The organism is Terasakiispira papahanaumokuakeensis (assembly GCF_001709345.1).
GTDB lineage: Bacteria > Pseudomonadota > Gammaproteobacteria > Pseudomonadales > Halomonadaceae > Terasakiispira > Terasakiispira papahanaumokuakeensis.
Genome location: NZ_MDTQ01000001.1, coordinates 3,115,712 through 3,136,385, shown reverse-complemented (window position 1 = coordinate 3,136,385; position 20,674 = coordinate 3,115,712). Strand labels below are relative to the sequence as shown.

Sequence of the window (20,674 nt, the reverse complement as noted above, 5' to 3'; positions counted from 1 at the left end):
TCCGGCCAGCATGAACTTACCGATGCCGGCTTTGCCGACCGGTGGTGCTTCGCCCTTAGCTTTGAATGCACCGGAGATCATCGAGGGGCTCGCTGACCGTTGTAGTAGCTGTGAGCCTTCAGTGGGCAACCCTGTTAACCCGATGCTGGGCGTTAAATTGCTCCCGGCTGAAACCGATTTTGCTTTACCCGCGCCACGGCCTTTCTCTTTTTCCCGAGGCTATCTGTCCAGTAATGCTCGAGTGGGTTCACTGGGCCAGGGCTGGTCGATTCCGGGGGAAGGGAGCTTTATCACCCTGAGCCAGACAGCCTGTGAACTTCATGATGCCCAGGGGCGGGTGATCACCTTTAGCGCTTTAGGAGCGGGAGAAGAACGCTACTCACAGACCGAACAGCTTTGGATTCGCCGAGGGCTGGCATTGCAGGGCGATCGCATCAGCTTGTCACCTCGTTGGGTGGCGGTGTCGGATCGCCTGCAACAAGATGCCGATGTGATTGCGGTGACTGACGGTACCCTCTGCTATCTCTTTACACGCCCCGCTGAGCCCGAGGGCCGCCCTTCGTCATCGCCTTGGCGGCTGACTGCCGAATGCGATCGTAATGGCTACACGACGACCTATCACTGGCATGAAGACCGCTTGAGCCGAGTCACTGACAGCGCCGGTCGAGATTACACCTTTCATTATGCCTCGGTGACCGAAGCCGGTGACGGCGATACCGGTGATCGACTGGTCGGGGTTCAATTAGTCGAGACGTCACAGATGGCGCTGACGGAGCCGCACTTGGGGCAAGATGAGCCCGAGATCGGTCGCTGGTTGGTGCGCTATGACTACAGCTCCGCCGGTGATCTTAGGGCTGTTCATCACCGTGATGAGCGTTTGGCCCGTGAGTTCGAGTGGCGCCAGCATATTCTGGTTGCTCACCGTGTGCCGGGCGGCGTGGCCATGCGTTATGAATGGGATCAGTACACCCCTGAAGGACGTGTGACGGCACAACATGAAGCCCAAGGCTTATCACGGCATTTTCAGTATTTAGCGCATCAGACCCTCGTGACTGACAGTTTGGGGCGTGAAGAGCGTTATCACTTTGCCGGTGAAGGCGTTGGACAGCGCTGGGTGGCGCACACGCGGGCAGACGGTTCGCAGTTGAGATTCCACTACGACCGCGCCGGACGGCGGATTGCCACGGTTGATCCGCTCGGGCGGGAAACGCGTCTGGAGCGTGATGAGAAGGGCCAACTGATCGCACAAGTGATGCCTGGGGGCGAGCGGTGGACGATTGAGCGCAATGCGCAAGGCTTACCGGTTGGCATGACCGGGCCGGAACAAACGCGCTGGACCATCCAACGTAACGAGCGGGGGAATCCCGTCAGCGTGACCGGGCCCAATGGCACCACCACTCATGATTACGACGATCCGGCGCTGCCTGATCGTCCCACCACCATTACCGACCCCAGCGGTGCCCGTCGTCACTTTGTCTGGAATTCGCGGGGACAATTACAGGTCGAGACGGATTGCTCTCATCACGCAACGCGCTATGACTATGATGCCGATGATCAGCTCGAAGCGGTGACCAATGCGCTGGGCGAGACTCATCGGATGAGCCATGATGTGATGGGCCGACGACTCAACCATGAGCTTCCCGACGGCGCCCTCTGGCAACAGCATTACGATCGCCAAGGGCGGGCCTCATCGTTAGAAGATCCGCTCGGAGGGTTGCAACAGATTGAATATGATGCGGCCGGTCGCCCGATCGCTCAGACCTATACCGATGGCAGCCGCCAAGAAGTGCTTTATGATCAGGCGGGTCGCATCACGGAACTGGTGTTGGGGAATGGTGCACGTTATCGCTTCAGCTATGACGCCATGGATCGGGTGATTCGTGAAGAAAACCCTGACGGTCGTGATCAACGTTTTGAATATGATGCGGCGGGTCAGCTTATTGCGCGCACCGAGATGAATCGTTTAGGGCCTGATGAGCAGCCGCTGACCACCCGTTATACCTATGATGCCAATGGCCGCTTGATCGAGCGCCACCTCCCCGAAACCGAACAAGCGCCCGCCCTGTGTGAAGTGTTTGCTTGGCGTGCTGACGGCCACCTGAGCCGTGCCCACAACGCTCACAGTGATGTGCTGTTTCACTATGATGACGCGGGCCGATTGGCCGGAGAACAGCAGCGCCACTGCGTGCGTGCCGCTCAGGCTGATGCGATAACAGAGAACGAAGATTGGTCATGGCAGGCCCAGCATCGGTTTACCGAAACCGGGGCCCCGGCGACGAGCCAGTGGGGGGCATTGCCTGAGTGCGCTTGGCTGACTTATGGCAGTGGCCACCTGTTGGGCCTCAATGTTCCGGCACTGGGCCTAGATCTGACCTTTGAGCCCGACGCCTTACATCGTGAGACACAGCGTCAGTTCAGTGTTGACCATCAGGCCGCTTCTCAGTCCTCACTCCCTCAGTCCTCAGCCCCTCAACCCTTAGTCCCTCAACGACTGGTGTTAGAGCGTGGTTATACCACGACCGGGCAGGTGACTCATCTGGCCACTCAAGGGGTCCTGAACGGCTTACATCAACACTTCGACTATGACGCACTCGGCCGAATGACACACCGAGAGACAGGCGCCCCTCACTCGAATAACGCCCAGCGCATCGACTACATCTTTGATGAAGCGGGCCGATTGATCGGCAGCCAACATGGGCCGCAAACGCATCACTACCCGATGGATGCGGCAGGCAACCGCCTTGCACCTCTTGATGACGGCATGACGGCCTCTTCATCGCATAACCAAATTCATCATTTAGACGGGGTCGACTACCGTTATGACGGTGCGGGCAACTTGATCGAACGCTGTCAACCGCATGGCGAGCGTTTGACCATGGGCTATGACGCCGCCAACCGTTTGGTGCACTTGCGCCGTATCGACACACACGGCCAAACCCTCGAGGTTGACTATCACTACGACCCGCTGGGTCGACGTACCCAGAAAATCGTCACCGAAGCCGACGGCACCACAGGCACCACCCACTACGGCTGGGATGGCGACCACCTCGTCCATGAAGACTTGCCGGGGCCAATATCGACCACTGTCATCTACGAACCTGGTGGCTTCGTCCCGATGCTACGGATTGACCACGATGGCGACGACACCCGTACCAGCGCCTACGTCACCGATGCCCTCGGCACCCCCATGCAACTCCTCGACCCGGATGGCACCGTGCGCTGGCAAGCCCAGCCCGATGACTGGGCCGCCGTACACAACGAAACCGGCGACACACGCCAACCGATTCGCTTCCAAGGGCAATGGCATGATGAAGAAAGCGGCCTCTACTACAACCGACACCGCTACTACGACCCCCAGCAAGGGCGCTACATCACCCAAGACCCGATTGGACTAAAAGGCGGCACCAACCTATATGGCTATGTGGGCGACCCCACCAGTGCAATTGATCCATTGGGGTTAACGGGAAGACTTATTGTTGGGGTTGCTGAGGAAGCTATCTGTTACTCAGTCAATGACTTAAATGAAGCCAGCATAGAGCAAATTGACGCTATTGAGCGTCATTGGAATGCCGCTCGCACTGAACTTAAAATGCGGCGTGAAGAGTCTTGTCAAAAACAAAGAGATACCCTTCTAGGTTTTAATAGTGGGTTAACTGAAGAGGAAATTTCGGCTTCATTTAATCAGTGCATGAATGATGCTGCGAGTGCCGATAATGTACAAGCTATTGCTGATATGGAAAATATTATGAAGCTAAGGCAAAACAATCCTTTGGATGGGAGTGAAGTGAGCATGATCAAGACATATTGCTCGCTAATGTCGGTTCCTGATTCGTTTAAAAGGCCTGCACGATGAATAATTATATTTTTTTAATTTTAATGGGACTGTTTTTTTCTGCTCTGACTCATGCTGGGGAGCTTGAGGTCTCTTGGGTTTATGAGCCTGAAGATATCGCATATAACCCTGATTTAAGCTGGGCGGGTGGCTATGTCGATCCGATTGTCTCAAGTCCTATTTTAGATGAAAGGAGTCTTTATTTTTCAACCTATAGTGGGTCTTTATTCTCTTTAGATGCTGAGAAGGGTGAAGTAAAGTGGCATGCTGATTTATTTGATAGTGCTAGCTGGGGTTCTGCTTATAATGAACTATACATTTTTTTTGGGGAAGGGCTTGAAAATGAAAGAAGAATAGTGGCAGTGGATAAGAATAATGGCCATGTTGTTTGGCAATATCAGTATCCCAATCAGTATCAGTTATCATACCCCGTTGAATATAATGGATTGCTTTTATTTGTTTCTAACGACTATATTTTTTGCCTTAATGCAGAAAATGGAACGCTTTTTTGGAAGTATGCTATTCATGGAATGAAAGGGCAGCCTGTCGTATCAGATGGGGTGGTTTATTATCAAGATGATAGGCAGAGCTTATATGCGGTCGATATTGAGACAGGGCGTTCTTTTTTTAATGCTATTCATGACGACAAAGGGTTTAATGCTGATGGCATGGAGGTTGTGGGGCTTGGTAGCGTGGCGGTACTTGAAAATAGTTTATATTTGACTGTTAAGGGGGCTGATGTTAATAAAGTTGTTAGTTATGATAAAAAAACTTCTGAGTTGTTGTGGCAGCATGAGCTAGATGGGACTGTGCTAAGTGATGTCGCCGTTTCTGGTGATTTTGTCTACTTAAGCGTTGAAGGTGATGATTCTAATCATGTCGTTGCATTAGATCGTTATGATGGACATCAAATATGGGCTCATGAACTCAAGGCGGCTTCTCGTAGAAAGTTTAATTTTGATGATCATTATATGTACTTTGGTGCAGGCAAAGGTGTTTATGTTTTAGATAAATTGACCGGCCGTGAGGTGGCTAGCCGATTTTTCGATCAGCCTATGTATACCGAAGCTCGAGTGGATGGCGAAATGATATTTATTGGGACTTTTGAAGGTGAAGTTTATGCCTTGAAGCTTTTATCGCCTTAGCTATTTTATAACTGGAGGCTCTATTAGATAGTTTAGGTGGTTGTTTTCCGCGAACTTTCTCTCCTCATATATATATGGAGTCTTATGGTTTGGTATTGAAAATAAAGTTTTCATGATGGCGGTTAAGGCAATGAGTAAAATTGATTTTATTCGTGAGCGTCGTTCGCAGTTTTTACTTTTAATAATAATATTTTTAGGTGTTTTTACTCTTTGTACTGGTGATGTGAATGGTATGCATTTAGGAAATAAGAAATGGATGCCAGGGCTTGCCTCATTGATTTTAGGTGTTTGGGGGATTCTGAATATTTTTCTAAAACGAAAATGAAGGCACCGCTACTTATGATTATGAAGGCCCGCCACTATAACTTCCCCGAAAGGGACGCTCCTTAGAGCAGTCAGTGCGGTGCTTTGAGCTACCACAATATGGCAGTTTGAAATGCCATGCAGTCTATGGGTGTTGTCCTGAATGGCTGTTTTTTTTATTAAATTTGATGGAGGGGGTTTTCTGTGAAGGAAAGTAGTCGAGACATTACCGAGTTTGAACATTTTTTTGTGAATAGGTCTTTGCGGTCCAGGGTTTTTCTAGTGAATTTTATAAAGTGGCCTTGCTATGCATTTATTTTTTATGTGGTGACGTTGCCACTTTGGGTTGCTTTGACAACAGAGATTACGCTGGTTATCGGGCTTTCTCTCATGGGCGTGATCGGCTTTTTGGTTTTTTGGGTACGCAGTTTTATTACGGGACTTTTTAAAATAGAGATTACTCGTGATGATGAGGTTAAGTCTTATGATGCTGTGATAAAAAAAGTTGTCTTTGGTATGAGGAATCCGCATTCCGGTGTCTCTCAAAAAGTCCCGTTATTTTATGCTAATGGAAAACGATTGATTGTGCCTGTCGGTAGTGAAGACCTTTTGTCTCGTTGTGCCGGTGAAGACGTATCGATAAGTACAGTATCCTCTTACCCTATTAAAAATGGACGCTGTCTAAAGAATTTTATTTTTCAAGAAGAGCTTATTTTGTTAAAGGTCGAGACGGAAGATGAAGTGTTTATTGATGTTCATAATATGATTAAAAATCATGGTCGTCATGTGTTTAAGTCTTATTATGTTGATTCGGCAATAATGTTTTCGATTATGGCTTCTGTTATATGTTCTTTTTTGTTTTTTGATCCATTGTCATACTGGGTTTCGGATCCTGGTTTTTTTATGTCTTGTGGTGTTGTTTTGGTTGGCATAGTGCTTTCTTTACTGGTTTTTTTAATATATGAAGTGATTCGTAAGAAGATAAATTCAGAGTATAAAAATGATGTTTTTTATTTTGACGATAAGTTAAGAGGTAAACCTTAGAGATGTTGATGAAATATGATGTGCCTGGTGATCGTCATATTTGGGAGCGGGGTTATGTTTAATCGTTCATATGAGAGTGCTCGTTTCGGTTTTGTTGACTTTGGACCTCATCATGACGCTATTGGATTTCTGCTTTTGGTGTTTGATGTGATGGCTATATATGGCTCATTTTATCAAAATAGATGATGAAGATCGTGATTTATGGAGATGAAAGAGATCTTGATGTGGTCATTATGGCGAGACATTGTTCAGTGAATTAAAAGATAAGGGATTGTCATGTTGTTTAAGTTAGTTGTGGGGCCGTTGTATCTGATGAAGTTAAATCGGAGCATGATTCTGAGAGGAATTTTAATGCCTTTGCTGGTTATTTTAGGGATTCAGTTAGGGTATTACGGTTTAGCTGAATCGGTCTCATCTTCATATGCTGGAGTGCTATTGCTGAAGGTGATTTTTGGGGCGTTTGATATCGCGGTATTCTGTTGGGTGTTCGTGAATACGACGCGCAGTGTGATGCTGAATGAGCCCCCTGCCAGGTTTAAGTTGAAACCGCATGCGCGTGATATTAAGTGTTTTATATACTGCGCTGCGTTTGTCGGCTTGTGGACAGTGGCCAGTATGTTAATGGGGTTGTCGGTCTATCTCATCGCACAATCCGTTGTTTTTACTGTGATCCCCCTTCTGATCTTGATGGCGATGCTATGGTTGAGTTTAAGGTTATCCCCTGCCTTAGTCGGTATTGCACTGGATAATGCCCTTTCGCTAAAGGCGGTGTTCAGGTTGACGCAGTCACTTCCATGGGCGGCGTTTTTTGCTTTTGTGATAGTGACGGTTTTGTCGTATGCCTTCAGTTTTATGATGCGTTTCATAGCGAATTTGGTTGATCTTTATTGGGTCAGTTTGACTTTATTTTGGGTGGTCATACCGCTGGTCGAGATACTGATATCTGTAGTGGCGACGTTGATGTTAGGGATTTTGTATGCCGAGCTACACCAGCCAACAACACCGCCTTCTCATCGCGAACTCACGACTTAATGTGATGCCGCACAGGCTTTGACGTTCTGAATCTCATGGCGGGGATATGTGCTTCTGGCACGCTGGGCCGGATTAGTACCCTACTTGTGTACAGATGATGCAATGTTGGCAGCATGTTGCCAGCGAGCGACCGCCCTAGCATGTACAAAGCCGGTCGCTCTAGATCCATAAGAATGGTGGCATTGGTGGGTGTGCATCGCCTTATTGGTCGAAGAAGACGCCAAGCACATGGTCCAAGTGTTCAGCCATGGCTTGGCGTGCCCGTTCGGCATCTCCGGCTTCAATCGCGGTGACAATGATTTCATGATGATCTTGTGAGCGGTCCCACATGTCGGAGACCATAAACAACTCTTGTAAGCGCCTGAACATGACGCCGTATTGATGGCCGAGTAAGTGCTTGATCAGCAGTGCATAGGCGGTATTGCCTGAGGCTTCGGCAATACGAATATGTAATAGTCGATCCCCTGCAAAACTACCCCCGCCATGAGCGTTATCATAAATATTACGCTCCATGGCTTGTCGAATGGCACTCAGATCTTCTTCACTGGCATTAACGGCGGCTAACGCGGCGGTTTCAGGCTCGATATATTGGCGAGCTTGCAGCAGCGAATAAGGTGGAATTTCTTCATCCAGGTTGAGTTCAATCTCACTGGAGAATTCTGGGTCTAGCGCCCAAGGCTCTTGGCTAACGGCCGCTTGCATCACCGATGTTTTGGGGGTGATGTGTGAGGTCAGTACGGTCACGCCGTGGCCGACTTTCACTTCGACTTGCCCGATCACTTCCAATGCAATCAAGGCTTCACGTACGGAGGCCCGACTCACGCCGAGTGATTGGGCCAGTTCGCGCTCGGGAGGCAGTTGGGTGCCGGGCGGATATTCGCCATTAAGTATCAGCTGCTGAAGTTGGTCGGCAATCTGACGATATAAGCGCTGGGTACGAATGGTGGCGAGTGGCATTAGGGCCTCCTGGCTGGTGCGGTGCGACTAAAGTTTATCATCAAAATGACGTTTCTCGATTGCCAATCTAAAGATCATCAGAATATGCTTGGATCAAAGGTCAGGCCATTGGATGTTTAGGTCATTGATCCAAAGATTATCTCACAGATGGAGTGATGACGAGGCGATGAGACTGAAAAATAAAACGGCATTGATCACTGCTGCCGCCCAAGGTATCGGCCGCGCGACCGTCGAGCGTTATCGGGATGAAGGGGCGCATGTGATTGCCACGGATATTGATACCGCTGACTTACTCGCGGTTGAAGGCATTACGGTGCGTCAACTTGATGTCACTGATGCTGCCGCGATTAAGGTGCTTGCCGCTGAGTTTCCACAAGTGGATGTGTTGTTCAACTGTGCGGGCATGGTGCCCAGCGGCACAATTCTGGCATGTGATGATGCCACCTGGGAGCGGAGTTTATCGCTTAACGTCACTGCCATGTTTCATATGATTCAAGCTTTTCTACCTGGGATGTTGGCACGCTCTCAGGGCAGTCTCATCAATATGGCCTCGGTGGCCTCTAGCTTGAAAGGGGTGCCCAATCGCTTGGCCTATGGGGCGTCAAAAGCGGCGGTGATTGGACTGACTAAGGCGGTGGCGGCGGATTATGTCGCTCAGGGCATTCGGTGTAATGCCATTTGTCCCGGTACTGTCGAATCGCCTTCGTTGCATCAGCGTATTCAGTTACAGGCTCAGCAGGAAGGGCGAGCATTCGATGAGGTGTTTCAAGCCTTTGTGGCGCGCCAACCGATGGGACGGCTCGGGCAGCCTGATGAGATTGCCGCTTTGGCGACGTTTTTGGCCGCTGACGAATCCCGTTTTATTACCGGGACCACTCAAGTCGTCGATGGTGGTTGGGTGAACTGATACTCATAACTTCCCATATTTATGCGCGTATTCCATATCGCGGTCATGAGTTCTATAGGTTTTGAACGTTGAATCACAACAAGAACAGGATCAGGTTATGAAGCTTATTCGGTTTGGTCAGTCAGGACAGGAGAAGCCCGGTATTGTGGATGATCAGGGCGTGATGCGAGATGTCAGCCGCTGGGTGTCTGATTGGTCAGGGGTGGCGCTGTCTGAAGCGCCGTGGCAACAGTGGACGCCGCAAGCGATCGAGCAGTGCCCTGAGGTGCCGAAGGGGACCCGTTTGGGGCCTTGTGTTGGTCAGGTCGGGAAGTTCATTTGTATCGGTCTGAATTATTCTGATCATGCCGCTGAAACCGGTGCCGAAGTGCCCGCTGAGCCCGTGGTGTTCAATAAGTGGACCAGTGCGATTTGTGGCCCTAATGATGATGTGGCAATTCCCCGAGGGTCAGACAAAACGGACTGGGAAGTTGAGCTCGGCGTCATCATCGGCCGTGGGGGTCGTTATATCGATGAGGCGGATGCATTAGCTCATGTGGCCGGTTATTGCGTGATCAATGATGTCTCGGAACGGGCCTTTCAGTTGGAGCGTTGTGGCAGCTGGGATAAAGGCAAGGGGTGCGATACGTTCGGTCCGATGGGGCCTTGGTTGGTGACCCCCGATGAGGTGCCAGATCCTCAGCAGCTGGATATGTGGTTGGAGGTTGATGGGCATCGCTATCAGCAGGGCAATACACGGACCATGGTGTATCCCGTGGCTTATTTAGTGGCGTATCTCAGCCGCTTTATGAGTTTACAGCCGGGTGATGTGATTTCGACCGGTACGCCTCCTGGCGTGGGGATGGGGCAATCACCATCGGTCTATTTGCGCCCAGGTCAGGTGATGCGTTTGGGGATTGAAGGATTAGGCGAACAACAGCAAAGGACGGTCAACGCATGACAACCATTACGGATATGCAAGTGTTGGATATTCGTTTTCCAACATCGCAGCAGTTGGATGGTTCGGATGCCATGAATCCTGATCCGGATTATTCCGCCGCTTATGTCATTTTAGAAACGGATCATGCTGCGCTTCAAGGGCACGGATTGACGTTTACGATTGGTCGCGGCAATGAGTTGTGTTGTCAGGCGATTCGCGCGATGCGTCATCTTGTGGTTGGACAATCCCTCACGCAGATCGCGGCGGATATGGGCGCCTTCTGGCGTCACATCACCTCAGACAGCCAATTGCGTTGGGTCGGCCCTGATAAAGGCGTGATGCATCTGGCGACGGGGGCTGTGGTGAATGCGGTGTGGGATCTGTGGGCGAAATCTGAAGGTCTGCCGGTGTGGCAGCTCGTCGCTGAAATGTCACCGGCAGAACTCGTGCGCTGTATCGACTTCCGATATTTACACGATTGTGTCACGCCTGATGAAGCTTTGACGCTGCTCACCGATTGGGCGCAAGGCAAAGATGAGCGCATCGCTCAGCTCAAGGCGAAGGGATATCCCTGCTATACCACTTCAGCGGGCTGGTTAGGGTACAGCGATGACAAATTACGCCAGTTATGCCAAGAGGCGATTGCTGAGGGTTACCAGCACATCAAGCTCAAAGTTGGGCGGGATTTGGCTGAGGATATTCGGCGGGTCAAGATCGCGCGTGAAGTCATCGGTTGGGATCGTACTTTAATGATTGATGCCAACCAAATGTGGGAGGTTGATGAGGCGGTCGGCTGGGTGCGCCAATTGGCCTTCGCTAAGCCTTGGTTTATTGAGGAACCGACCAGCCCGGATGATGTTGAAGCGCACCGCTCTATTCGTCAGCAGGTGGCGCCGGTGCAAGTCGCTACCGGGGAAATGTGCCAAAACCGTATTGTGTTCAAGCAGCTGTTAATGCGTGAGGCGATCGATATCGTGCAGATTGATGCTTGCCGTTTAGGCGGGGTCAATGAGGTGTTGGCCGTGCTGTTGATGGCGGCCAAGTATGGCAAACCCGTTTGCCCGCATGCCGGTGGGGTGGGGCTTTGTGAGTATGTGCAGCATTTAGCCATGGTGGATTACTTATGCTTTGCCGGCACGACCGCTCATCGGGTAACCGAGTATGTCGACCATTTACATGAACATTTTATACACCCGTGTGAAGTGCGTAATGCGGCTTATCAAGTACCGACAGCCCCTGGCTTCTCCATTGAAATGAAAGCCTCATCGTTGTCGGGCTATCAATTTAGGGGCTAAAGCGGATAGAAGCGTGATGTCTGGAGGTCATGATGAGAGTCGATGCGCACCAACATTTTTGGCGTTATGACCCCCATCGCCATGATTGGATGACTGAGGCGATGGGGACGTTAAAGCAAGATTGGCTCCCCGAGCAGTTATGGCCTGAGTTACAAGCCCGTGATGTGGCGGCGACTATTGCGGTTCAGTCCTGTGGCGATGAAGGTGAAACGGCTTTCCTGTTGGATGTTGCCGCGCAACATGGCTGGGTTCGAGGGGTCGTGGGATGGCTTGATCTCAGGGCGTCTGATCTGTCCGACCGTTTGGCTTATTGGCGTGCTCAGGGGCCGTTGGTGGGTATTCGTCACCAACTTCAAGATGAACCGCAGTATTTCGATGACCCGCGCTTTCATCAGGGTGTTGAGCGGCTTCAACACGCATCAATGGTCTATGAGGTGCTGGTCACGGCTGATCAGATGTCCCAAGCGGTTGCCTTTTGCCAGCGCCATGATCAAGCGCCCTTAGTGCTGGATCACCTGGGTAAACCGCCGGTGACTGCCGGGGCTGAGGGGTGGGTGCGTTGGTCGCAGCAGCTCGCGGCGATCGCCGCGCTACCGCATGTGATGGTCAAGCTGTCGGGGTTGGCCACAGAGGCGGGGCCGGACCCTTGGGTTTCTCAACTCGACCCCTTTGTTGATGCTGCACTGACCCATATCGGACCTGAGCGTTTGTTATGGGGGTCCGATTGGCCGGTGTGCCAGTTGCGGGCCTCATATGACGAGGTACTGACCGCCAGTGAAGCCTGGCTAGCCCCGTTAAATGCAGCCGAGCAAGCGGCGATATTGGGCGGCAATGCCATACAGTTGTATGGGCTGTAAATGTTGAAATGCCGTCAGTCAGTACGCCTGATACCTGAATAAATACAATAATCTGGAGAGTCTGATGCAACTGAATTTAGAGCATAAAGTCGTGATCGTGACGGGAGGCGCTGCGGGGATTGGGGGCGCGATCAGTCTCGCGCTGGCCGAAGAGGGGGCTATTCCTGTTGCCATTGGTCGACGAGCAGCCCCTGAGCTGATGGATCAGCTGAAGAGCATTCAGCCACAAAGCCTTTATATTCAAGCTGAGCTGACTCAAGCAGAGGCTTGCGAGGGCATTGTCGATCAAGTGATGGCGCAGTTTGGCCGCATTGATGGGCTGGTGAATAACGCGGGGGTTAACGATAACGTCGGCCTTGAAGATGGGCCGGATGCCTTTGTCCAATCCGTTGAACGTAACCTCCATCATTATTATTACATGGCGCATTATTGCCAGCCGGCCCTACGGGCGACGCAAGGTGCGATCGTGAATATTTCCTCTAAAACCGCGGTCACAGGGCAAGGCCATACCAGTGGTTATTGTGCCGCCAAAGGTGCGCAGTTGGCGTTAACGCGTGAGTGGTCATTAGCGCTTGCTGAGAGTGGTGTCCGTGTGAATGCCGTAGTGCCCGCCGAAGTGATGACGCCGTTATATGCCTCATGGTTGCAAAACTTTGATGATCCTGAGCAGCAGCGCGCCAAGATCGAGCAGAAGATTCCGCTTCAACAACGTATGACGCTGGATCGAGAAATTGCCGATACCACGGTTTTTTTGCTCTCTGATCGCGCCTCTCATACCACCGGTCAATGGCTGTTTGTTGATGGTGGTTATACCCATTTAGATCGAGCGGCGACATAAGCATTCGTCAATACCCTCTCGTTGGATGGTGGGTCATGACATTGAGGAGATGACGGCTATGTTTCAGGTTTTGGCTCTGGATCTACAAGATGATCCCGAATTGATTGCGGAGTATGAGCGCTGCCACCAGCATATTTGGCCTGAGGTGCGCCAGCTCTTGTATGAGTATGGCATTGAGCAGTTGCAGTTGTATCGCTTAGGGACACGGTTAGTGATGTGTTTGCAGACGGATGATCAACGTTTTGATGCTGATGCTTATCAGCAAGCCCAGCGCGATCACCCTGTACTGCGAGACTGGGAGTCATTAATGGATGGCTTCCAAAAAGCGACGCCTTGGAGTCAGGCCGGGGCTAAGTGGACCCCGATGTCATGCATCTTTGAGCTCAACCCTTCTGCCGACTCAATCGCCCCGAGCGGTTAACGATAGCGTCATTTTCTTTTCTGAACACTTTCTGAACATGACTGACCTGGCCTGGGTAAAGGCTGGGGGTGTGATCTCACGCCAATAACATGCGAAAGCCGATATAACGACAATGACAATACAGGTGATCTTATGGCAACGTCAGTTGATCAAACGTCCGTCAGTCAAAATAATACGGAATCATCCCTCAACCCAGGACATGGGGCGCAATATGATAAAGGTGTTGTCCGGGTTGCGTTTTTGCTGGTCACCAGCCTCTTTTTCCTGTGGGGGCTGTCCTATGGGCTGCTGGATGTACTGAATAAGCACTTTCAGGAAACGCTCAATGTGTCACATGCGCAGTCGGGGCTGCTGCAAACGGCGTATTTTGGGGCTTATTTCCTATGGGCATTGCCAGCCTCTTACTTGATGGAAAAGGCCGGCTATAAAGTGGGGATTATTCTCGGCTTAACGCTGTATGCATTAGGCGCATTGCTGTTTATTCCGGCGACTTCCGTGGCCAGTTTTAGTTTTTTCCTCTTCGCATTGTTTGTGATTGCCAGTGGTTTGGGGTGTCTGGAAACGGCGGCGAACCCTTATGTGACTGTGCTGGGGCCGCATGAGGGCGCGGCACGACGTATCAATCTTTCACAGTCGTTCAATGGGTTGGGGCAGTTTATTGGTCCGCTCATTGGGGGGGCGTTTTTCTTTCAAGGCGATCAAGCTCAAGAGGCGGCTTCGGCCAGTGACTCTGTGCAGTTGGTGTATATCGTGATTGCCGTGATTGTGGTGTTAGTGGCGGCCATGTTCTGGCGCACGCCGTTGCCGGATATTCGTTCTGATGCGACCGATGAACCTGAACACCATGTGGTCTTGACCCAACAAAAGCATTTTATTGGCGCTGTTGTCAGCCAGTTTTTCTATATTGCTGCTCAAGTCGGCGTGGGGGCGTTTTTCATCAACTTTGTGGTGTCGCGCTCTGCTGAGATCACTTCTCAAGAAGGCGCTTATTTACTGTCCGTGGCCATGCTACTGCTGTTGGTTGGGCGGTTTTCTGGCACCGCATTATTACTAAAAGTGGCGCCTGGCAAGTTGCTAGGGATTTATGGTGCGGTGAATACACTGTTAGTGTTGGTGGCGGTGTTCGTGCCGTCCAGTACCGTGTCTATTGGCGCTTTGCTTGGTGTCTTCTTCTTTATGTCGATCATGTTCCCGACTAATTTCGCTTTGGGGCTTAATGGGCTTGGGGACAAAACAAAAAGGGCGGCCTCTTTTTTGATTATGGCCATTGTTGGCGGGGCGATTGCGCCTTTTTGTATGGGCTGGTTGTCAGATCAGTTCAGTATTGAAGTGGCTTTCTTAATTCCTGCGGGGTGTTTCGCAATCGTCACTTGGTACGGTTTTATCGGCAGCCGTTTGCGCCCGGTGTCGACGGCATCGCGTTAAGGCGCGGATGATGAGGCGCCCGTTACGGTTTTCTCAACAGCAAGGTATCGTCACTCATGATCGTCAGCTCCAGTTGATAGTGCTGGGCGATCCAGCGGCAGGTGGCATCGCTGTAAAAGGTGATGTGGGTGGGGTCTAAGGTGTAATGCCACTGTGGAAAGTGTTCATCATCGGGGGTGCGTTTCGTCATCAGCCCCAGCCAGCCGCCGGGTTTTAGGCATTGCAGGAGGGTATCGATCACTGTGGCGGGGGCGCTGAGGTGCTCGAAGACTTCGGTGCTGGTAATGAAGTCGTAATGTTGTTGTAGGGCACTGGTGTCTGGATGGTAGTAGAGGTCGTAGTTGGTACAAGAGAATCCGGCTTCTTGGCTCATAACAGCGATTGTCGGACCAGGACCGCAACCAAAGTCGAGCCCTTTGCTGCCGGGTTCAAGTCGTTCAAAAATCGGTTGGGTCAGACGGCTGAGAAAGCGGCGATAACCGACATCATGGGGATCATTTTGGTGGTGGTCGTAAATCGCTTTTTCTGCTGAGGCGTTGATATGAAAGGCTTTGGGCACGAAGGTGAGATCGCAGACCGAGCATCGGTAGAAATCCCGCAATAACGCACGTGGGCGAGTGTCCTGATGAAACCATCGCGTTTGGGTGGTGTGGCAGAGCGGGCAGGTGGGGGCGGTCGACATGGTGGTGTGATCATCATGAACATGAAAAGTGCAAGATTACAGGGTTTTGCTCATTTGTCACTTTTGATGAATCATTATGTTGAATCGCGATCAATGCGACCGGCCTGTGACCTCTATCCGTCACAGGCCATGAGAGACCGTTGTCTGGGATTGAGCTTAGGCGCCAATCCCTGCGTCATCAGGGTGTTGTGTCGGGATCAGATGATCGCGTTTATCACATAGGCTGATGATCAGGCGTGCGATGAGGTCATGCATGATCAAGGTATGACGATTATCGGTCTCTTCATAGTGTTGTTTGATTTGCGGCTTGAGTGCCGAATCGCCACTGACTTCAACCAGAATATCGACGTTGCCGACGGCTTTCACCAGATCCATTGGGTCGGTGTAGCACGGAATTTTATGCTCTCGGGCCAACTGCATACCTGGAGATTGCGTCGCGTGATCGGCCACTCCCACCAACTGAATATAGTCATATTGCAGTAGGTCACGGAGTAATGGGGTACCTGTCCGGCCTGCGCCGATGATGGCAATGCTGAGTGATTCGCTCATAGGGGGCGGGCTCCTTAGCAAAAGTGCGATGGCAGGATAAAAGACCTATACCATGGCGATGAGGTGTTTAAGTATGCGCGCTCAAGTGTGGTGACTCATTGATGAATATCAGTCCAGAGCTTGTTGGTGAGCGATTTTCATATGTCGTTCAGGGGCTTTGGGTAGACTTTCGAAGCCTGGTTTGGCAAACCAAAAGCCTTGTACAAGATCCACGCCCAGTCGCGCCAATTGTATGGCTTCGGCTTCGGTCTCAATGCCTTCGGCGAGTAATTGTATACCGAGTGCATGGGTGATCTGGCGCATGTGATCAACTAACAATGTGCGTCTCTTGTCTTGATCAATACCACGAACCAGTGACATATCCAACTTGATAACATCGGGGTGGAAATTGGCTAATAAGTCCAAATTGGCATAACCGGAGCCAAAATCATCGATTGCGGTGAGCATGCCGTAATCATGGTAGGTGTTGATAATATTCCGTAGGTGCTGATGGTTTCTAACCCGTTCGACTTCCGTGATTTCAAATTGTAGGCGTGATACCGGGAACTGATAATCTTGAGCCGCTTGTAACGTGGTTTGAAGACAGGCTTTGGGTTCATAGACGGCATTGGGCAGAAAGTTGATGCTGAGTATGCCCTCGAGTTTTAACTGGGATGCCAGTTCAATGGCTTTGACTCGGCAAGCCTGATCAAACCGATAGCGATTGTGCTCATCCACTTGGTTCAACATTTGCGCAGCACTTTCCCCTTGCATACCTCGAACAAGTGCTTCGTAACCCCAGACATGGCCTTTATTCAGGTCAATAATCGGCTGAAAGGCCATGCTGAAGTCAAAGTCCAGTGCGGGGAGGCCTTGGCAGCGGGTGCACCCGGTGGTGGGTCGGGTCATGATCAGTCCATTTGAGTGAGCCAAGATATCTCGTATGAGATCATAAAGTTTTATGACCTCTAAAACTTTAATATCGAATGATCGTCAGTGTTTTGAGCATATAAGATGTCCTGTTGATATGCCAGATTGTTGTCTTAGACCGCTGATGATTGATATCAGTGTCCTAAAATCTGGCTGAGGAAGTTAAAGAAACAACAGTGTGGGAAACAACAGTGTGCTTTCGGGCCCGCGTTAAAGTGATCACGCTACGGGCCCGTGCTGTTTTTAGGCGGGCGATAAGGCTGATGTGATGTGTTTAGAGGTGGGCTAACGGGCCGCGTAAGACCAGCTGACGCTGGCCTAAAGAGTTCAATTCAACATGGCCTCGAACACGATAAACATTTTCCAGTAGGGATTGATCAATGATCTCTTGGCAGGTGCCATAACCCTGCATACGACCATCCTGAATGACCAGGGCTTGAGCACAATAGTGTAGGGCATGGTTGAGATCATGGATGGCGATCATCACCACCATACCGGTTTCTTCTGCCTTGCGTTGCATAAAGCCCAGCACTTCCATTTGACGATGAAGATCCAGCGCTGATGTGGGCTCATCCATTAAGAGTACTTTGGGGCTGCGAATCAGCGTTTGGGCCAGGGCGACCAATTGGCGTTGGCCGCCACTGAGCTGGCCCAGGTTTCGGTGTGCCAGCGGCATAATGTCCAAGTCTTCGAGCAGCTGATCAATGGCGATGAGTTCTTGGTCGCTGACTTTTAAGCCTCGGCCTTGTTTGGACGCCAAAATGATGGACTCATAGACACTGAGGACTGCATTGGCGCCGGTATCTTGAGGCATATAGCAGATGGTGTTTCGATCATATTCAACCCCGCCGACTTCGACCTCACCTTGCCCGTTGGCTAATCCAGCAATTCGACGAAATAGACTAGATTTACCCGCAGCGTTAGGCCCAATAACGGCCGTCAGGCTACCACCAGGAATCGTTGGCGTGGTGATATCGCGAACGACTTCGTGGTGGCCGTAACGAGTGCTTAGGTTGTTCAGGCGAAGCGTTACCATGCGCTTTTCCTCTGGGTGAAAATGAGTGAAAAGAAAAAGGGAACGCCGACTAAGGCGGTGATCACGCCGATAGGGAGAATTGCGCCAGGAATCAAGATCTTACTGACTATTGAGGTGGCGGACATGATCAAGGCGCCACAAATAATCGCTGCGGGCATAAAGAAGCGCTGATCTTCGCCGACTAGCATGCGAGCGATATGGGGGCCGACTAGGCCAATGAAGCCGATACTGCCGACAAATGAAACGGGAATGGCGGCTAACAGGCTGACAAAGAGCATGGTGCGTAAACGGAGCCCTTTGACATTGACGCCCATGCTTTCAGCTTTAGCATCACCGAGGCGTAAGGCTGTCAGGGCCCAGCTGTGACGAATGAAAAATGGCAAGACAATCAGCAGTGCCCCCGCCGTAATGGCGACTTTAGTCCAGGTGGCTTTGACCAGACTGCCCATGGTCCAGAACACCACGGCCGCCAGGGCTTGTTCACTGGCCACATACTGTAGCAGGGCTAATAAGGCATTGAAGGTGAAGACCAGAGCGATGCCCAGTAGGACAATGGTTTCAACCGTGACGCCACGCATGCGGCTGAACGCATGAATCAATAAGGCGGTCAGCATGGCCATGATAAAGGCGTTGATTGGGATCATGATTTCGACCATCGAGGGGATGATCGATACACCCAAAACTAATGCCAGTGCGGCACCAAACCCTGCTGCTGCTGAAACGCCTAGAGTAAAGGGGCTGGCTAAGGGGTTGGCCAAAATCGTCTGCATTTGAGCCCCGGCCACTGACAAGCCTGCACCGACCGTGATCGCCATAAGGGCAATGGGCATCCGGATTTCCCAGATCACTACCCGTAATTGCGCCTTAGCAGTTTCAGGGTGAAGTAAGGTGTGAATGACTTCACCGAGTGTGAAATTGGCAGGCCCTGTTGATAAGTCAATACATAGGCACAGTAACAGTAACAGCGTCAGACCGCCCAGTAGAGCATAACGGCGCGCAGTTTGTGCACGATAATGATGACGACCAGAAGACGTCTCTGTGGTGATCTCGGTGTTGGCTGACATGGGTTTTGCCATGAGTGATCGTGTCATGAATGGTCGGGTTGGAAATAGATGCTGTGCGCTGACCTCCTCAGGCGTTGCTCAATGCCTGAGGAGATCTGAGATTATGGGCGTAATGACACGAAGTAGCCGGAGTGATAATCAATAGGCAAAAAGCGGTCATAGAGTTCATGCATCGTCTGATCAGGATCGATATCACTGAACAGGTCTGGATGTAGCCATTTGGCCATTTGCTCAATGGCGACAAATTGATAAGGGCTGTTATAGAACTGATGCCATATCGCGTGCACTTGATGATCTTGAACCGCTTTCACTTCAGTGAACGCCGGTCGCTTCATGAGTTCTGCCAGCTTTTCTCTAGCGACTTCTTCATCCAATGTCGGGCCAATCGGAATCCAGTTGGCATTGGGGGCGTAAGCAGACCAACTGCCTCCGGTCGCGATAATCTGATCCGGGTTAGCGGCAATAATTTGCTCGGGGTTAACATTACCAAAAGCCCCTGGGATTAAATTTTCAGCAATATTATGGCCGCCTGCCAACTTCAGCATTGCCCCGAAATTGTGTGGACCGAATGACATACAGCAGGCATCGGTATAACCTGCCGCTCGCTCCAGAAAGACATCGGGTTGTTTAGGGTTGGCTTCGGCTAGGCGGTCATGGACCACCTTGAGATGATCGGTGCGGAATTGAATGAATGCTTCGGCTCGATCTTCTTGTCCTGTGAGCTGGCCCAAGATGCGCATACTCTCATCTGTGTGCTCCATTGGGGCCTCACGAAAATCGACATAGACAATGGGTATGCCGACTTGAGCAAGCTTCTGTTCTAGTCCGGCCTCATCGGTTGCGCCTTTGGCCTCAATATTCATCACGATGACGTCGGGCGTGAGCGTGATCGCTTGTTCAACATTAAAAGTGCCGTCTTTAATCCCACCAAAAGTAGGGATTTGGTCGATTTCTGGATATTTTGCTTTATAGATGTCGTAGCCTTGGGGATCGGCTTTTTCTAGGTCATCGCGCCAACCCACAACGCGTTTAAATGGGTTGTCATGGTCCAACATCGCTAATGCATAAGTCAGTCGGCCCTCTCCCAGAATTAAATGTTGAACTGGCACATCAACGGTGACGTCTCGGCCAGCAATATCATGAATCGTCATAGACTCATGGGCTGAAGCTTGACTGATGCCCATGACGAGCCCCACCAATGTGCAGACGAAAGTCTTGAAGATAAATGTTTTCATAAAATCAACGTTGTCCACTGAGATTTTGGCCATTTAGTAGGCGCTTTATTATCCATTAATGATAATTGTATTCAATTAGTTTTTGATATCGATTGCTACTGTCGATATCGCCTATGCGCTAGCGGTGATGAGCTCGTTGACGTGTTTAGAAATCGACATATTTGTGCAGTAAAATCCTTTTAATACGCGAATCTGGTTCGAGCAGGTGTCTGGTGCTTGTTTTA

Annotated in this window: 20 protein-coding genes; 13 read left to right on the top strand and 7 right to left on the bottom strand. The window is 50.8% G+C overall.

The features are described from left to right. From BFW38_RS13670 to BFW38_RS13650, 6 genes are all read left to right on the top strand, one after another. The coding region (locus BFW38_RS13670) for an RHS repeat-associated core domain-containing protein (RefSeq protein WP_175400985.1) at window positions 1-3,853 on the top strand (3,853 nt) is incomplete at its 5' end. Then, window positions 3,850-4,977, top strand: coding sequence for an outer membrane protein assembly factor BamB family protein (locus BFW38_RS13665; protein ID WP_068999405.1), 1,128 nt, complete (start codon window positions 3,850-3,852; stop codon window positions 4,975-4,977). The genes BFW38_RS13670 and BFW38_RS13665, both read left to right, overlap by 4 nt. Before the next feature lie 130 nt (window positions 4,978-5,107). Further along, on the top strand, window positions 5,108-5,302 hold the full coding sequence (locus tag BFW38_RS13660) for a hypothetical protein (RefSeq protein ID WP_139116632.1): 195 nt from the start codon (window positions 5,108-5,110) through the stop codon (window positions 5,300-5,302). Between the two features lie 182 nt (window positions 5,303-5,484). Then, entirely contained in the window at window positions 5,485-6,324 is an 840-nt protein-coding gene (locus BFW38_RS13655; RefSeq protein ID WP_068999403.1) for a hypothetical protein, read from the top strand. Between the two features lie 54 nt (window positions 6,325-6,378). Then, window positions 6,379-6,510: a hypothetical protein gene (locus BFW38_RS18375; RefSeq protein ID WP_281180419.1), complete on the top strand. Its 132-nt coding sequence runs from the start codon at window positions 6,379-6,381 to the stop codon at window positions 6,508-6,510. 165 nt (window positions 6,511-6,675) lie between these two features. Then, window positions 6,676-7,356: a hypothetical protein gene (locus BFW38_RS13650; protein WP_139116631.1), complete on the top strand. Its 681-nt coding sequence runs from the start codon at window positions 6,676-6,678 to the stop codon at window positions 7,354-7,356. 201 nt (window positions 7,357-7,557) lie between these two features. Here the strand turns inward: BFW38_RS13650 and BFW38_RS13645 are convergent, their stop codons facing one another. Next, window positions 7,558-8,313: a FadR/GntR family transcriptional regulator gene (locus BFW38_RS13645; RefSeq protein WP_068999401.1), complete on the bottom strand. Its 756-nt coding sequence runs from the start codon at window positions 8,311-8,313 to the stop codon at window positions 7,558-7,560. A 166-nt stretch (window positions 8,314-8,479) separates the two neighbouring features. Here BFW38_RS13645 and BFW38_RS13640 point away from each other — a divergent pair, with 166 nt between their 5' ends. From BFW38_RS13640 to fucP, 7 genes are all read left to right on the top strand, one after another. Further along, window positions 8,480-9,220 (top strand): SDR family oxidoreductase, encoded by a 741-nt coding sequence (locus BFW38_RS13640; protein WP_068999400.1) that lies wholly within the window; start codon window positions 8,480-8,482, stop codon window positions 9,218-9,220. A gap of 97 nt (window positions 9,221-9,317) precedes the next feature. Beyond that, window positions 9,318-10,160, top strand: a complete 843-nt coding sequence (locus BFW38_RS13635; RefSeq protein ID WP_068999399.1) for a fumarylacetoacetate hydrolase family protein — start codon at window positions 9,318-9,320, stop codon at window positions 10,158-10,160. Beyond that, window positions 10,157-11,434 carry an L-fuconate dehydratase gene (locus tag BFW38_RS13630; RefSeq protein ID WP_068999398.1) on the top strand — a complete coding sequence of 426 codons (1,278 nt, stop codon included), beginning with the start codon at window positions 10,157-10,159 and terminating at the stop codon, window positions 11,432-11,434. Before BFW38_RS13635 ends, BFW38_RS13630 begins: the two co-directional genes overlap by 4 nt. A 29-nt stretch (window positions 11,435-11,463) precedes the next feature. Beyond that, window positions 11,464-12,291, top strand: a complete 828-nt coding sequence (locus BFW38_RS13625; protein ID WP_068999397.1) for an amidohydrolase family protein — start codon at window positions 11,464-11,466, stop codon at window positions 12,289-12,291. A 64-nt stretch (window positions 12,292-12,355) separates the two neighbouring features. Then, the gene (locus BFW38_RS13620; protein WP_068999396.1) at window positions 12,356-13,129 is read left to right on the top strand and encodes an L-fucose dehydrogenase; all 774 of its coding nucleotides are present in this window, start codon (window positions 12,356-12,358) and stop codon (window positions 13,127-13,129) included. A gap of 58 nt (window positions 13,130-13,187) precedes the next feature. Further along, a complete protein-coding gene (locus BFW38_RS13615) occupies window positions 13,188-13,550 on the top strand; it encodes an L-rhamnose mutarotase (RefSeq protein ID WP_068999395.1) in 363 nt (120 codons plus the stop codon). A 132-nt stretch (window positions 13,551-13,682) separates the two neighbouring features. After that, complete coding sequence (gene fucP, locus BFW38_RS13610) at window positions 13,683-14,975, top strand: L-fucose:H+ symporter permease (protein WP_068999394.1); 1,293 nt, start codon at window positions 13,683-13,685, stop codon at window positions 14,973-14,975. A 22-nt stretch (window positions 14,976-14,997) separates the two neighbouring features. Here fucP and BFW38_RS13605 read toward each other — a convergent pair whose 3' ends face one another. From BFW38_RS13605 to BFW38_RS13580, 6 genes are all read right to left on the bottom strand, one after another. Further along, on the bottom strand, window positions 14,998-15,657 hold the full coding sequence (locus tag BFW38_RS13605; RefSeq protein ID WP_068999393.1) for a class I SAM-dependent methyltransferase: 660 nt from the start codon (window positions 15,655-15,657) through the stop codon (window positions 14,998-15,000). Between the two features lie 156 nt (window positions 15,658-15,813). Next, on the bottom strand, window positions 15,814-16,206 hold the full coding sequence (locus BFW38_RS13600; RefSeq protein WP_068999392.1) for a Gfo/Idh/MocA family oxidoreductase: 393 nt from the start codon (window positions 16,204-16,206) through the stop codon (window positions 15,814-15,816). Between the two features lie 108 nt (window positions 16,207-16,314). Next, window positions 16,315-17,094 (bottom strand): EAL domain-containing protein, encoded by a 780-nt coding sequence (locus BFW38_RS13595; RefSeq protein WP_068999391.1) that lies wholly within the window; start codon window positions 17,092-17,094, stop codon window positions 16,315-16,317. Window positions 17,095-17,389: 295 nt separating this feature from the next. Then, window positions 17,390-18,151 carry an ABC transporter ATP-binding protein gene (locus tag BFW38_RS13590; RefSeq protein WP_068999390.1) on the bottom strand — a complete coding sequence of 254 codons (762 nt, stop codon included), beginning with the start codon at window positions 18,149-18,151 and terminating at the stop codon, window positions 17,390-17,392. Beyond that, window positions 18,145-19,227: a FecCD family ABC transporter permease gene (locus BFW38_RS13585; protein ID WP_245686162.1), complete on the bottom strand. Its 1,083-nt coding sequence runs from the start codon at window positions 19,225-19,227 to the stop codon at window positions 18,145-18,147. The genes BFW38_RS13590 and BFW38_RS13585 overlap by 7 nt, the downstream gene beginning before the upstream one ends. A gap of 89 nt (window positions 19,228-19,316) precedes the next feature. Further along, window positions 19,317-20,450 carry an ABC transporter substrate-binding protein gene (locus tag BFW38_RS13580; protein ID WP_069000486.1) on the bottom strand — a complete coding sequence of 378 codons (1,134 nt, stop codon included), beginning with the start codon at window positions 20,448-20,450 and terminating at the stop codon, window positions 19,317-19,319. Window positions 20,451-20,674: the final 224 nt, after the last annotated feature.